This is a genomic window from Paenibacillus sp. FSL F4-0097, assembly GCF_038593125.1.
Lineage (GTDB): Bacteria > Bacillota > Bacilli > Paenibacillales > Paenibacillaceae > Paenibacillus_AQ > Paenibacillus_AQ odorifer.
This window is the reverse complement of sequence record NZ_CP151965.1, coordinates 6,461,531-6,476,839: the sequence shown is the minus strand read 5'-3', so window position 1 is coordinate 6,476,839 and position 15,309 is coordinate 6,461,531. Positions and strand designations below refer to the sequence as shown.

The window sequence follows — 15,309 nt, the reverse complement described above, 5'->3', positions numbered from 1 at the left end:
TAGAAGATGGTCTCAACATTTCATAGTATAGAAACCGCCAAGAGAAGCCTTAACACACAAACAGTGGCATTGAACACGACAGGACATAATATCGCCAATGCAAACACAGAGGGTTATTCCAGACAAATTGTTAAAATGCAAGCATCTCTTCCTATGGAAGCTTACGGCTTCTTGCGATCAACAGCAGCTGGTCAAATGGGTACAGGCGTTGAGTTTAATTCGATTGAGCGGGTAAGACAGAGTTATTTGGATGACCAATATCGAAATGAAAACTCAAATTACGGCAGCTGGAGTGTACGGTTTGACACGTTGGAGAAGCTTGAAGCACTTATCAATGAGCCATCTGATACAGGGCTGCGCAAAGTGTTGGATAATTTCTGGAACGCCTGGTCCGATTTGAGCCAGGACCCTGAGAATATCACAAACCGTAAGATTGTCAGTGAGACTACAAAAGCTCTCACGGATGCAATGAATCAAATGAGCACACAGTTAAATGCTTTAAATTCTGATTTAACAAATAGCATTGCGTTAAAGGCATCAGAGGCGAACTCTCTTTTACAGACTGTAGCTGATCTTAATAATAGTATTACAAAATTGGAAGGTCTGGGTGAGAATCCGAATGATCTTCGCGATCAACGTGATCTAGCTATAGATAAGCTTTCCAAAATAGCCAATGTTCAAGTAACTCAGCTCAGTGATGGCTATCAAGTTACTTTAGGTGGACAATTAGCCGTTTCAGGCAATCAAGTAACGGTAACCATGTCGGCAGAAAGCTTGAAATCGGCATATGATGGCGGAGCGCTTACAGGCGGTGAAGTATTTGGGCTATTAATGTCAAAGGATACGTACGTAGCAAACTATCAATCTGAGATTGATCAATTGGCAAACACACTGGCTAATGGGGATATTGAAATAACACTACCGGCTGGATCTGTGCTTCCTGATGGTACTGTTCTGAATACTGGGGCGAACGGAACCGCAGTTACTTATTCCAATTCAAATAATAACAGAACCCTAACAGCTGATACCACAGTAACGGTTAAAGGAATTAATGGGTTGCTTCAACTTGGTTATACGGTTAGTGGTACTACGCCTGAGAAAGGATTACCGCTCTTTACATCTAAGGATGGCGGAGCAATTACTTCTGGCAATATTACTTTGAACCCACTTATTCAAAATGATGCGAATAAAATATCTACATCTATGCGTGTAACAGGCGTTGGGACGTCAAATGAGAAGGTAGTGGTTGGAAATAATGATATGGCTTTGGCGATGGCGGGATTAAAGACTGCGAAATTCGATTTTGGTAACGCATTGTCTACAAAGGGTTCAGTTGATGATTTCTTCAGTGCTATTGTAGGGAAAATGGGGGTTCAGACTCAAGAAGCAGAACGCCAATCCAGTAATGCACAGCAATTAACCGAGCAAGTAGAATTGAGCAGACAATCGATAAGCGGTGTATCACTGGATGAAGAAATGACTGATCTGATTAAATTTCAACATGCATATAGTGCAGCTTCCAGATTCATGACCACTTTTGATGAACTGCTAAATAAATTAATTAATGGCACTGGGCGTGTAGGTCTTTAAATTAGGAAAGGGTGAAATGTGATGTCAGTTCGAGTTACCCAAGGTATGATGAGTATGCAGACGCTCAGCAACTTGAACAGAAACTATAGCAACATGAGTAAAATGGAAAATCAAATTTCTACCGGACGTAAGATCAACAAGCCTTCCGATGATCCGGTTGGAGTTACTTATTCTCTTCGTTATAGAGCAGAACTTGCCTCCAATGAACAGTACAAGAGCAATACGGATTCTGCTGTAAGTTGGCTGGATTACACGGATACAACGATGCAACAAGCTAATGATGTCATGAAGCGTTTAAAGGAGCTTACTGTATTGGGGTCAAGTGAAACTGCTCCTCAATCCGCTTTGGATGCTGTCAAGCTTGAGGTCGAGCAATTGAAAGAACAACTCGGAAATATCGGTAATAGCCAAATTCGGGGTAAATACATTTTTAATGGACAAAATTATGATCAAATTCCATATCAGCTTTCTGGTACTGTAACTAGCTTCTCTCAAATTGATACAGATCAGGGAGCAGTTAAATACGCCGTTGGAGATCAATCGACATTTCAGGTTAATACTTACGGTAGTGAATTCTTCGGAAGTTCGACTGACAGCGATAATGCATTTAAAATAATAGACGATCTGATTACTGCCCTAGGTAACAGTGATTATACAAATGTTGCAGCTCAATCCAGTAAGATTGAATCTAGATCATTAAAGATGCTGGCATCCCTATCTGAAGTAGGGGCACGCACAAATCGTGTTGAGCTGGTCCAATCTCGACTGGATGACCGGGAGCTAAACTTAACGAAGTTGCAGTCTAAGACAGAGGATGCAGATATTGCTAGTCTGATGATTCAAGCGACAACTGCACAAACCATTTATGAATCGGCTTTAAAATCATCTGCTCAAATATTGCAACCTTCACTGATGGATTTCATGAGCTAGACTTGATTCTTTGAAAAGGTAATGAGAAGCTATGGACAAAGCAGTCCATAGCTTCTTTTGTTAGTATTCTTATTATTTCTAGGAGGATAATGAAATGACACCAGACTATACAGAACAGAACGTGACGCTGGAAACTATAGTGCCAGTATACTTGTTCCCAAAAGGACTACCTGGTTTTGAAGATTTGAAGGAATATAGGCTAGTGGAGCATAATGAATTGTTTAGTTTATTAAGTTCAATTGATCACCCTGCTGCTAATTTTATTACGGTCAACCCTTTTGATTTTGTTCAGGACTATGAGTTTATTCTGCCAGAAGATATTATCAATGAGATCGGAGTAGAGAACCGAGAAGATGTTACCATTCGCTGTATTGTTACATGGCATAGTGACAGGCAGAAGACAACAGCAAATTTGTTGGCACCTCTGATTCTGAATAATGGAAATAATAAAGGGAAGCAAATTATACTGCAAAATACATCGTATACCACAAAGCACCCTTTATGGAGGATACCTAAAAATGGTTACGAAGGCGGTGATTTCTAATGTTGGTGCTTACACGTAAAAAAGGTGAGTCCATAATTATTCAGAATGACATTATCGTTACAGTCCTTTCTATAGAAGGAGATGTTATGAAGATTGGGATATCGGCTCCTAGAAATGTTGATATTTATCGAAAAGAAATTTTCGATGCAATTGAGCAGAATAATCAAAGTGCTGTGATGGACCCAGAAGCGATTGAAAAAGCGATGTTAGAAATGGATAAATAAGAATAACATTAATCATAAAATAAATGGTTGTAAAAAAATCAAACAATTTGAGAAAAAACTCTAAACAAATGTACTTGTAAAGTCGATATATAAATTAGAGCGGTAATTCTTCAGGGCGGCCGACCTGTGAAGACGCTGACACCACATGGATGTGGGAATAAAACCATTTCAGGGAGGAAATATTAAATGATTATCAACCATAACGTACCGGCCTTAAACACTCACCGTAACTTGGGTCTTAACACAACTGCAACTAGCAAAAACATGGAGAAATTGTCTTCCGGTCTACGCATCAATCGTGCAGCTGACGATGCTGCTGGTTTGTCCATCTCCGAATCCATGCGCGGTCAAATCCGTGGTTTGGAACAAGCTCAACGTAACGCTCAGGATGGGATCTCATTCGTACAAACTGCTGAAGGTGCGATGAACGAAGTATCCTCCATGCTAACTCGTATGAAAGAACTGAATGTTCAAGATTCCAGTGGTACTTATAGTGCTGAAGATAAAGCTAATATTGGTCAAGAATTGGATCAATTGGGTAAGCAAATTGATGAAATCATGACTAAAACAACTTTCAACGGAATCACTATTACTGAAGGTGCAGCAATCACTGTAAACGATAAAGCTACAAGCACAATTACGATTGCAAGTATTACAACAACATCCTTCACTTCATTGGATTCCACAAAAACTCTTGCTGATATTGAAACTTCCATTAAAGCGGTATCAACAGAACGCGCTAAGCTTGGTGCTGTTCAAAACCGTCTTGAGTATACTTCTAACAACTTGGGTACTACTGTTGAAAACCTTACAGCTGCTGAATCCCGTATCCGTGATACAGATATGGCTAAGGAAATGGTTCAACTTTCCAAGAACAACATCTTGCTGCAAGCATCGCAATCCATGTTGGCTCAAGCAAACTCTGCACCACAAGGTATCTTGTCTGTACTTCGTTAATATTAAGTTTTTTCTTCAAAGAGGCCTTGGAATTTCAAGGCCTCTTTTCTTTTTTCTTCTTCATAAACCTTTCTGTTTTTCCGATATAAAGAGTAACAATCCTGAATACGGCATACATAATAATTTGTATAAAATTTTGAGGAGGAGCACTCTATGGATAATATAATAACTCCAGGTAGCCGGATGCCTGCTATGGGGGGCGGAAATATGTCATCGGTAAAGAGTGGTATTGAACAAACTATCGTTTCTCCAGTGAATAGCAGCTCAAAGATCACCCCAATCGAAAATATTAATCAATTAGATGGTAGCACACAACAGATCATTAAGCAGCTGGATAAAATAATCCGAGCGGTTCAAGGGCCTGAAAAGGCTTTTGAGATTTCTGTGCATAAGGATACTAAAGCAATAATGGTTAAGGTGTTTGATAAAAATACTGGTGATCTAATACGTGAAATCCCATCTGAGAAGCTATTAGATGTTGCTGCTAACATGATGGAGCTAAATGGTCTTCTATTTGATGAAAAAGCCTAAGGAGTGGTTCGTATGACAATTAGAATTGGTGGACTAGCATCAGGGATGGATATTGATACAATGGTCAAAAATCTAATGACAGCATCTAAAAGTCCTCTAAACAAGTTAAACCAGCAGAAGCAGTTAACGGAATGGAAACGTGAGGGGTACCGTCAAGTAAGTACGACTTTGGTTAGTCTTAATGAAAAATTGTCGAAATTCAGTCTAAGTAGTTCAATTAATTCCAAGAAAGCTACTGTTACTGGTGCTTCAAATGTAACAGCTACTGCCTCTGGAGCAGCTACTAACAGCAATATGAATATTAGTATACAGAGCTTGGCATCTGCTACGACAACTTTATCTTCAAAAATCAGCAATAATGCTTCCGAAACTTCACTTTCTAGCGTTTATAGTGGTTCTGAGACCAGTATCACGGTTAATGGGACCCAAATTAATTTCGAAGGTACAGACACTATATCTTCTTTGGTTACTAAGATTAATAATAGTGCAGCTGGAGTTACTGCGAGATTTGATAACACTACAGGAAAGTTGTCTTTTGCTGATAAGACCACCGGGAGTGCTGATGTAGAAGTAAGTGGTGAATTGTTAGATAATTTATTTGCAGGAGGTTCTACACCACTTTCGAAAATTTATGCTGGGACAGATAAAGTATTAATCAATGGAATAGAAATTCTCGTCGAAGATACAGACACTATAACTTCATTCGTTACTAAGATAAACAGCAGTAAAGCTGGAGTAACCGCGATCTACGATGCGACTTCAGGAAAATTGTCTTTATCTAATAACGCTACCGGAAATACAGATATAACAACTAGTGGTGGTTTGTTAACTAATATTTTTGGCCCAACCTCCACTAAAACACTTGGTACGGATGCTTTAGTAACAATTAACGGTTTGGAAACCAAACAGTCCTCTAATACCTTTACAGTAAATGGGGTCACAATTACAGCTACTGGAGTGACACCCACAGGACAGACGTCTCAAGTTTCAGTAACTCAGGATGTAGACAAGTTGGTAGAGACCATACAATCCTTTGTTGAAGCATACAATGCAACATTATCGACGTTGAATCAGAAAACATCAGAAGAACGATATAGGAAATATTTGCCACTAACTACCGAGCAGAGGGCAGATATGAGTGAAGATGAGATTAAACTTTGGGAATCAAAAGCAAAAAGTGGAATGCTGAAAAGCGATTCAATTGTGGACAAGACGATCGGTGATATGAGAGCTGCTCTTATGACTGATGTTCTCATGCCGGATGGAAGTAAGTTTAATATTACCAAATTAGGCATAACAACCGGGAACTATAGTGAAAAAGGAAAACTTATTATCGATGAAACTAAGCTAAGAGATGCACTCCAAGCTAACCCGGAGAATGCTTACGCACTCTTTGGACGAACGGATAATTCATCTACAACTAACTATACATCGTCCGACGGTATCTTTAGTAGATTGAAAAAAATTGATAACATCGCATTGACTTCATTGTCTGATAAAGCAGGAACCTCTAAATACAGCAGTGAACTGACAACTGCTTTTCTTGTGAAAAGCCAAATGGGTGACCAGATTAATAGCTTAGATACACGGATATCAGAAATGAATAGACGTCTGACCCTTCTTGAGACCCGTTATTACAAACAATTTTCAGCTATGGAAACAGCTATTAACAAATATAATAGCGCATCTTCTAGTTTAACTAGCATGTTATCCTAGAGTATAAGTATAAAGGAGAGAATGAATTTGATTAACCAAGCATATCAGAAATACCAGCAGACGCAATTACAGACTGCTTCACCTGCGCAATTGTTACTGATGCTATATGATGGAGCTATTCGATTTATTCGAGTTGGAATTTCAGGAATAGAAGAAAAGGATGTTCAAAAAACGAATACTTACTTGGGAAAGGCACAGGGGGTTATTCATGAACTGATCGCAGCATTGAACTTTGATTATGAAATATCAAATACTCTTCATAGTGTATATGAATACATGATTCATCAATTAATAAAGGCAAATATAAATAAGGAAAAAGCGACGGCTACTGAAGTACTAAACTATTTGATAGACTTACGTGAGGCGTGGGATACGGCCAACAAGTCACTGAGTAATAGTAAAGTAGGACTTGTGTAATGCAAGCGTTCAATAATTATATAGATGAGCTAGAACGTATAACTATAGATGTAGTTAATAATATAAACACGGTTACTTATCAGCAATTAGAGGAATTTTCTGAAGAGCGATTTCAATTGATTAAGCTACTAGAGAGATATAAAGAGGAATTACCTTGGGAAGCAAAACAAAGGTTATCCAAATTGAATGCTTACGATGCAACTATTATTCATAAAATGAATATCTTAAAATTAGATGCTAGCGATTGGTTACTAAAACAAGGAACTATTAAAGAGCAAAAAACAGCTTATGGCTCAAGTTATGTATCTGAAAGTATACTGTTTGATCGGAAGAATTAATTATTTAAAGGCGGGGGAACATGAAGCTTCTTAGTGTCTGCATGATTGTTAAGAATGAGGAGGATATTTTAACAAGATGTTTGAATAGTATAAAAGAGCTAGCAGATGAGATTATAATCGTAGACACTGGTTCAATGGATAATACTAAAGAGATTGCGCATCAATTTACAGATAAGATCTATGACTTTAAGTGGTGTGATGACTTTTCAATTGCTCGTAACGAATCTTTGAAATATGCTGAGGGAAGATGGATATTAGTACTCGATGCGGATGAATATTTATCAGTAAATCAGTTGGCGGAATGGAGAACATTCTTAGATACAGAGGTTCCCTCTAAGAATGTTGCATATTCTATAATTGTGGTAAACCATGATGGAGCTAATAAAGGAATTACAACAGCCCCTATCACTCGTTTGTTTCCTAATCATATGGGAATTCGATTTATGAATCCTATTCATGAGCAGTTAACCAACGAAACTGGAGAACTTCTCAATAAAAGATTGAGTTTGACTATAGAGCACACTGGATATCAGGAACAGACAGTTCTAGAGAAAAATAAACACAAAAGAAATATGGATATATTCAGAAGAATGCACAAAAATGGGGAAATGAGCGCCTATGATTATTTCACAATGGGTAATCAATATGTTTTCGCTAAAGACGAAGATAAGGCTTTGGAGTGCTATGAAATAGCAATTAAGAGTGCCCCTCAAAATGCGTCATGGTATCCGTACAGTTTATTGGCCTTAAGCGGTCTTTATTTGAAAATGGACAAACTTAACCTCTCATGGAATTTAATTGAGTCAAAATTTGTAAAATACCGCAACTACCCAGAATATCATAGTATGAAGGGGTATCATTATGAAACATTAGGATTTTATGAAGAAGCATTACTATCATACAAAGAAGCTTTCGAAAGAGCAGAACTAAACGCAAGAGAGTCTTCAGAAGTATGGCTTATGAATCCTGAGTTTGGCTTTAATATACCAGCTACTCAATTAATGAGTTTGCTATTTAAATTGAACAGAAATAATGAAGCCATCCACTGGTTCTCAAAATTACTACAAATTAATAAAAAAGACGCCAACACTGCGATTAAGTTGTTGGAGTGGTTATGTCACAATGAACATGTGGACGCAATTCTTGATTTCCTAAATAGTAATTATGATTGTGGGGAACAAGCAGATGTGTTATTCCTATTGAAGATAACATTAGCGCTAGGGAAAAAAGAACTAGTAGATCAATACAAAAAAATAATTAGTATTGACATTCCTTTTAAATCGCAGGAGTTAGCAAGATTTGCTCTTATTGATGATAATGCCTCGGAATGGATGAAGCAGATAAACGTTCCGGAAGTATTGGATAGCAACGAGTTAAATACCTGGCTACAATTAGCTGTAGGTTCAGTTATATGGCGAAATACAGATGTATTAGCTACTGTTTCCTCAGAGTTTATGCAGGTCAATCAGCTATTAATTCAATATCTTAGAGAAGAGGAGTTAGAAGTTGAGTTAAATCTGTATAGTAATGAACTGTTTTTAATTGCTAAAGACTTGTTTATGTTACAAAGATACGAGATGTTTGACCAGTTTGTTATAAAAGTTCAACATCCTGAGTTACTTAATATGCTTGCAAATTACTTTTACAACATCAACATGATGGAAGCGGCAATGAAATACTACTCTATTCTTTTTTCTAAGCAACAGCTAAACGTTCTAAGTTGCGAAAATTTAGGGTTTTATCAATCCAATCATAATTTGCAGGAAGAGGCCTTTGAATTTTTAGCAATGGCATTAGAAATGGATCCGAAGAAAAGACATCTGTATTATAATGTTATTAAAAATGCCGATATTGAAAATAAAGATAAATATTCAATAATGTTCCAGGAAAGATATCCGCAATTTAAAGATATTTCATTTGTTAAAAAAGCAATTGAAATAAGAAAGCTTGGATGAAGGATGTGTGGAATTGAAAACTAGCATAATAATACTGACCTATAATAAACTAGAATATACTGTGAAATGTGTTGAAAGTATCCGTAAATATACAAATAAAGAGGATTACGAAATTATTATTGTTGATAATAATTCAGTAGATGGAACGATAGATTGGCTTCAAGAGCAGGCAGATATAATTACTATCTTAAATAAAGATAATCTGGGCTTCCCAGGTGGCTGTAATGCTGGTATTAAGATAGCGACGGGCTCGGAAATTTTATTGCTGAACAATGATACTATTGTTACTAAGAATTGGCTATCTAATTTGTTAAAAGCGCTTTATAGTGATGAAAAAGTAGGGGCTGTAAGTTGTGTTACAAATAATTGTTCGTATGGACAAGAGATTCCTGTAGACTATGCTTCTATAGAAGAAATGCATAGATTCGCGAAGAAACATAATATTTTTGACAGTAACTTATGGGATGAAAGATTGAAACTTGTCGGATTCTGCATGTTGATCAAAAAGCAAGTGATTAACGAACTAGGACTTCTTGACGAAATGTTCTTTCCGGGAAATTTTGAAGATGACGATTATAGCTTGAGAATTCGAAAAGCGGGATATAAATTACTTTTGTGTAAGGATACTTTTATTCATCATTATGGGAGCGTGAGTTTTAAAGAAGAATTGTTGAAATATAAGAATTTGATGATCACTAACGCTAAGAAATATGAAAATAAGTGGGGTTTTAATCCTTTATATTCTCAAAATCTACGTAGAGAGATTATTAACTTCATCCAAGAGCCATTAGATAAAGAGTTGAATATCCTTGACATTGGCTGTGCTTGCGGAGGTGCTCTTCTAGAAATCAAAAATAAATATAAACAAAGCAACCTATACGGTATCGAATTAAATGAGTATGCAGCAGAAGTTGCAGCGTTGATTTGCGAAGTGTATTCAATAAATATTGAAAATAATGACCTGCCTTTTAATGACGAGTTCTTTGATTATATTATATTAGCTGATGTACTTGAACATTTGGTCAATCCTTGGACAATTGTGAATAAGTTGAAAAGGATTCTTAAAAAGGATGGAAAACTATTAATTAGTGTTCCGAATGTGATGCATGTAAGTGTTATGAGGAATTTAATTGCAAAAGGTGAATGGAAGTATGAAGATGCAGGGATTATGGATCGAACACATTTAAGGTTCTTCACATATCAATCGATACAAGATATGTTAAATGAACAGGGATACAGTAATATTGTAATTGAAGGAACTACCATTAATCTGTCAGAAGAAGAAGAACTGTTTTATCAGCAGTTAACACAAATATGCCCGCAACATATAATACAGCAGTATAAAATATATCAATATATAATCAGTGCGAGTAATGACGATTTAAATGACTTTTTGCAGTTTGTTATTGACAATCAAGATAATGGTGAGAAAATATGGAAAAGTGCAATGAATTATTCAACTGAGGATATTATAAACCTCAGTAAACGAAATCGATTTACTATAGAAGAACGTGTTAAATTCCTTAACTCGCTCGCAGTAATTAATTTTGAACACGGAATGATTAAAAATGTAATCCCTTTTTTCGAAGAAGCACGTGAACTAGATGAGAAAAACAGCGAGGTACTTTATAATCTTTCATACTTTCTTCAGTACGTGGGGGAAACAGAACTTGCACAGGAATATATGTTACTACTTAAAAAATTGGACTTGGGACTTTATAAGCAACTAGTTGAAGTGATTTGTTAGTAAAGTTTTTTGTTTTTCAATCTAGTTAGACCACGATTTAGCTGAAGAGGGTAGAGAAGGGTGATTCCGATGGATATACAGCAGGAGAAAAGTAATTTGTTATTGTTAAAAGAAATTGATGGGTTTCAAAATGTTGAAGAAAATATTCAGCTATTAATTAATAGAGTTAAAATAGATAATGTTCCATTAAGTGAAATATTCACAATGATTTCTGAAAAAATTGAAAATAAAATCGATATTACTAATATGCTGGCAGTTGGTTTTTTTAACTGTGGCATTTATGAGAATGTTATACCTACTCTTCAGCTTGCCTTGGATTACGATCCATTACAAACGGATACTTTAATCAACTTAAGTGAGATATTAGATATTTTCGGGGAGACAGAATTAGCACTTCAATATATTAGAAAAATAATCAATCCTAGTAAAGAAGTCAGGGAAATAGAGGCTAGACTCGCTTCTCTCTATAAACCTAAAAAGAGCATATCTGAAGATATTGTAACGCTAGAGCAGAATGATGTCTTCTTTACAGGAGAGCGGTTAGTGATAAATCAACATGTGAAAGAAAATTACAATAGTATAATGGAAGAACATCTGCAGAGATATGAATTAGCTTGTAAATATGTAAATAACAAACTAGTGTTAGATGCAGCATGTGGGGCGGGATACGGCTCTAAGATGCTTCAACAAGCGGGAGCCACGCATGTTACTGGGGTTGATATTGATAATGAAAGCTTAGAAAATGCTCGGAAAGTATATGCTGAAAACAATATCAGTTATATGTATGGGGATGTGAATAAGCTGAATATGGGAGATCGGAGTGTTGATGTAATTGTTTCATTTGAAACAATTGAACATATAGATTCAGGAGCAAACTGGATAAAAGAGTCGGCTAGAATTCTGAAGGATGAAGGGATATTTTTGGTCTCCACTCCTAATAGGAAAATAACAAACCCCGGGACGTATTACGTAGAGCAACCTTTAAATCCACATCATCGATTCGAATATGGAGTTTCAGAATTTGTCGGAGAATTATTGAAAGAATATGATTTAATTGAAATATATGGTCAGAATTTTACAAATGATAATATGAATTATTATTCAAAAATTATGCGAGAGGTAAGACAACTAAATATTAATAATTTATCTTATCCTAATTCAATCCCCCATGGTTCTGCATTGATGCCTTTGGGGGAAATTAAAGATGCGGAACCTATGTATTTAGTTGCGGTATGCAGAAAGAAGAAAAAGTAGAGATTTTAAAGTAACAATAAAATTGTTCATCTCTGTTTCACTATAGGAGTAGACGGGTATTAAATACCGTCTGCTCCTTTTTTTGATCATTGTACCGCATCTATTTCTTGTTTATGGAAAATTTAATAGTTTATTTTACGTGGTAAATTATTGAATGTAAACATTTTCTTTTCCAATTGACAATAAAGAAGTTACGGTGGTATAGTCGAATTGTGAGCAAGACTCACGTTCATCTGATGACGAAGGGAATGTTTAATCAATGGAAGGTAAAGTAAAATGGTTTAACGCAGAAAAAGGTTATGGTTTTATCGAGACTGCAGACGGTGGCGACGTATTCGTACACTTTTCCGCGATTCAAACTGATGGTTTCAAGACATTGGATGAAGGTCAATCCGTAGAATTCGATATCGTTGAAGGTGCACGTGGACCACAAGCAGCTAACGTAATCAAATTATAATCATCCGGCGAAGCCGAACTACATATAAGTAGATGGTTAGCAATTTAGACAGCGCTAGCAGGGATCTTGGAATCTTCCAAGATCCTTTTTTTGTGCGTTCATATGTGTCTAGTATAGCCAATCCTAGTAAAGAAAATAGCCTGTTTTGTAAATTCATTTTATGGAAAATGTTAGAACTCTGCAAAAGGTGGGTAATAGATATACGTTGAGCTGTTTATCTTACCTCGACACACACTATGTTAGCCTAGGTTACTACATTCACGAAGAAATTCAATATAGCCTAAGCTATCAAAACAATTAGGAGGGTGATTAGCAGGATGAAGAAGATGTGGCGCGGTCTTATGACCGGAATATTAGGTACTAGTATGTTATTGGGGTCTCTCGGCAGCGTATCTGCTGCAGCTGTACCTAAGGATATTCAAGGCCACTGGGCGCAAGGTCAGCTGCAGGAATGGCTAGATAGAGGTTACCTTGGAGGCTACCCAGATGGAACGGTAAAACCAAACAAAGCAATTACGCGTGGTGAGTATGTGACTATGGTAAATCGCCTGTTAGGGTTTACAACTAAAGCAACAGTAACTTTCAAAGACATGAAGAGCACAAACTGGAATTACAGTGAAGTGGCTAAAGCCGTGGAAGCTGGATATATCGGAGGATACGAGGATAATACGTTCCGTCCTAATAATCCGCTTACAAGAGAAGAAGCAGCTGTAATTACTGCAAAATTACTTAAATTGAGCACCAATACAACTTCGAACAAATTTAAAGACAATGCACAAATTGCAGCATGGGCAAAAGGTGCTGTAGCAGCCGCAGTGGAAAAGAAGATTGTTAACGGTTATCCAGATGGAACCTTTGGTCCTAAGAGATCGTTAACACGTGCCGAGGCTGTAGGTATTATCAATACTTCAGCTATCTATTATCCTGGTAGTGGCACAGGTGGTGGTGTAACACCTACACCAACTCCAACGGCTACTCCGACACCAACAGCTACACCAACCCCAACTGCTGCTCCAGGTGGTAGTACTGGCGGAGGTTCTGGCGGTGGTAACGGTGGCGGAAGTAGCACAGCGCCAACAGTAAGTGGGGCAACCTACGGTAATGTTGGTTCGGTCACAGCGGATGTATACCTGACACCTTCCGTAACTGGTGCAGTATACTATGTTGTAGCTCCTTATAATGCTGATGTAATTGCTCCAACTGCATTACAGGTGGAAAAAGGACAAATTAGTAACGGGACTGCAAGTGGTATCCATGGTAGTGTTGCGACTGTAGCTAACACAACGGTTACATTCTCTGTTTACGGATTGAATCCTGGTACAGAATATGCAACATATATCACGCTTGCGGATGCAGCTGGTAACTTGTCTACTGTAACGACAGTTCGGTTGACTACTGCTCAAGCTACTGCTAGCTCGATTTCGCTTTTTGAGCCGGGACAAGTTAGTACAGTTACAGCAGATGTATATGTTAAATATGGTGTAACAGGTGGCGATACAACCCCAGTTAGATATGTAGTATTGCCGGCAAATGAGAAGGCACCTACTGCAGCGCAGATTGCCTTAGGTCAAAATGGTAGCGGTACTGCATTGGCTGCTCCATGGACTAACACGCTTACGTTTGCTCCTGGTGTAAAGCATACACAGACTTTAACTGGTTTAGCAGCAAATACTGCCTATAAGGTATATGTTATTGCAGGATCGGGTTCTCAATGGTCCCCTGTAGAAATTATTCAAATTCATACCAAATAGCCTGACCTTATGTGATTTCATTCGGAGAATATAAGAGTGGAATCCGTACTATAATAACGACAGGTTTACTTTTGGTCCGGTAGGGCGATTGGTTGCTCTTACCGGACTTGTTTTATTTGTGAACGCTATGACAACATTTGTTATCTAAATGTAAGGGCTGTAAGGAATTGCTTTTTACTTAGCGCTTACAATTTGGTATAATGAAGGTGTAACTAAAGGAGGAGTGGCCATGCAATTCACCATTCGAGGTCAACAAATTGACGTGACCGACGCTTTGAGAGAGTATGTTGATAAGAAGCTCAGCAAACTTGAGAAGTATTTCGAAGCACCCCCTACCTCTGAAGGGTCTGTGACGCTTGGCGTAGTTCGCGGCCTTCATACGGTGGAAGTAACCATTCCGCTTGCTGGCGTGACGCTTCGTGCGGAAGATCGCAGCGATGACATGTATGCTTCCATAGACGCCGTTGTGGACAAGCTGGAACGTCAAATTCGCAAACACAAAACGAAGCTGAATCGGAAGTTCCGTCAAGAGGGACTCAAAACGCTGTTTGTGGATGGAGCTAGTGCCGCTGTTGCTGTAGAAGAACAAGATTATGATGATTTAGAAGTGGTTAGGAACAAACGCTTTACGATGAAGCCGATGGATGTGGAAGAAGCGATTCTTCAAATGAACATGGTAGGACATAATTTCTTTGTGTTTTCCAATATCGACACCTCGGAAGTTAGCGTAGTTTACAAACGTGATGATGGTAAATATGGACTGATTGAACAGGGCTAAGTTATAATGATGCCAGTTATGCTCTAAGTATAAAGGGCCTCGAGAGTTAGTCAGAACCTAAGAAATTTAAACCGAGCCCCTATTCGCTTATTGCGAATAGGGCTCTTGTGCGTATAAATG

The 15,309-nt window shown here is 37.6% G+C and carries 15 protein-coding genes; all 15 read left to right on the top strand.

Annotated elements, in window-relative coordinates; all coding sequences use genetic code 11:
- The first annotated feature begins 6 nt into the window (after nt 1-6).
- Nucleotides 7-1,590, top strand: coding sequence for a flagellar hook-associated protein FlgK (gene flgK / locus MHH86_RS29135; RefSeq protein ID WP_076144636.1), 1,584 nt, complete (start codon nt 7-9; stop codon nt 1,588-1,590).
- A 21-nt stretch (nt 1,591-1,611) separates the two neighbouring features.
- Entirely contained in the window at nt 1,612-2,520 is a 909-nt protein-coding gene (flgL, locus tag MHH86_RS29130) for a flagellar hook-associated protein FlgL (RefSeq protein ID WP_076144638.1), read from the top strand.
- A gap of 94 nt (nt 2,521-2,614) precedes the next feature.
- On the top strand, nt 2,615-3,064 hold the full coding sequence (gene fliW / locus MHH86_RS29125) for a flagellar assembly protein FliW (protein ID WP_076144640.1): 450 nt from the start codon (nt 2,615-2,617) through the stop codon (nt 3,062-3,064).
- Nucleotides 3,064-3,288, top strand: coding sequence for a carbon storage regulator CsrA (gene csrA / locus MHH86_RS29120; RefSeq protein WP_076144641.1), 225 nt, complete (start codon nt 3,064-3,066; stop codon nt 3,286-3,288). The genes fliW and csrA overlap by 1 nt, the downstream gene beginning before the upstream one ends.
- 186 nt (nt 3,289-3,474) lie before the next feature.
- Nucleotides 3,475-4,245 (top strand): flagellin, encoded by a 771-nt coding sequence (locus tag MHH86_RS29115; RefSeq protein ID WP_076144643.1) that lies wholly within the window; start codon nt 3,475-3,477, stop codon nt 4,243-4,245.
- A 153-nt stretch (nt 4,246-4,398) separates the two neighbouring features.
- Nucleotides 4,399-4,776 (top strand): flagellar protein FlaG, encoded by a 378-nt coding sequence (locus tag MHH86_RS29110; RefSeq protein WP_076144644.1) that lies wholly within the window; start codon nt 4,399-4,401, stop codon nt 4,774-4,776.
- Between the two features lie 12 nt (nt 4,777-4,788).
- The gene (fliD, locus tag MHH86_RS29105) at nt 4,789-6,492 is read left to right on the top strand and encodes a flagellar filament capping protein FliD (protein WP_076144646.1); all 1,704 of its coding nucleotides are present in this window, start codon (nt 4,789-4,791) and stop codon (nt 6,490-6,492) included.
- Nucleotides 6,493-6,519: 27 nt separating this feature from the next.
- On the top strand, nt 6,520-6,909 hold the full coding sequence (fliS, locus tag MHH86_RS29100) for a flagellar export chaperone FliS (protein ID WP_076144647.1): 390 nt from the start codon (nt 6,520-6,522) through the stop codon (nt 6,907-6,909).
- Nucleotides 6,909-7,247, top strand: a complete 339-nt coding sequence (locus MHH86_RS29095; RefSeq protein ID WP_076144649.1) for a hypothetical protein — start codon at nt 6,909-6,911, stop codon at nt 7,245-7,247. The genes fliS and MHH86_RS29095 overlap by 1 nt, the downstream gene beginning before the upstream one ends.
- 20 nt (nt 7,248-7,267) lie before the next feature.
- Nucleotides 7,268-9,202, top strand: a complete 1,935-nt coding sequence (locus tag MHH86_RS29090; protein WP_076144651.1) for a glycosyltransferase family 2 protein — start codon at nt 7,268-7,270, stop codon at nt 9,200-9,202.
- A 13-nt stretch (nt 9,203-9,215) separates the two neighbouring features.
- Complete coding sequence (locus MHH86_RS29085) at nt 9,216-10,949, top strand: glycosyltransferase (RefSeq protein ID WP_076316165.1); 1,734 nt, start codon at nt 9,216-9,218, stop codon at nt 10,947-10,949.
- Nucleotides 10,950-11,018: 69 nt separating this feature from the next.
- Nucleotides 11,019-12,203 (top strand): methyltransferase domain-containing protein, encoded by a 1,185-nt coding sequence (locus MHH86_RS29080; protein ID WP_143766081.1) that lies wholly within the window; start codon nt 11,019-11,021, stop codon nt 12,201-12,203.
- 259 nt (nt 12,204-12,462) lie between these two features.
- Complete coding sequence (locus MHH86_RS29075) at nt 12,463-12,660, top strand: cold shock domain-containing protein (protein ID WP_019915069.1); 198 nt, start codon at nt 12,463-12,465, stop codon at nt 12,658-12,660.
- Between the two features lie 317 nt (nt 12,661-12,977).
- On the top strand, nt 12,978-14,411 hold the full coding sequence (locus MHH86_RS29070) for an S-layer homology domain-containing protein (RefSeq protein ID WP_051491023.1): 1,434 nt from the start codon (nt 12,978-12,980) through the stop codon (nt 14,409-14,411).
- A 229-nt stretch (nt 14,412-14,640) separates the two neighbouring features.
- Nucleotides 14,641-15,189, top strand: coding sequence for a ribosome-associated translation inhibitor RaiA (gene raiA / locus MHH86_RS29065; protein ID WP_036678506.1), 549 nt, complete (start codon nt 14,641-14,643; stop codon nt 15,187-15,189).
- The last annotated feature ends 120 nt before the right edge of the window (nt 15,190-15,309 follow it).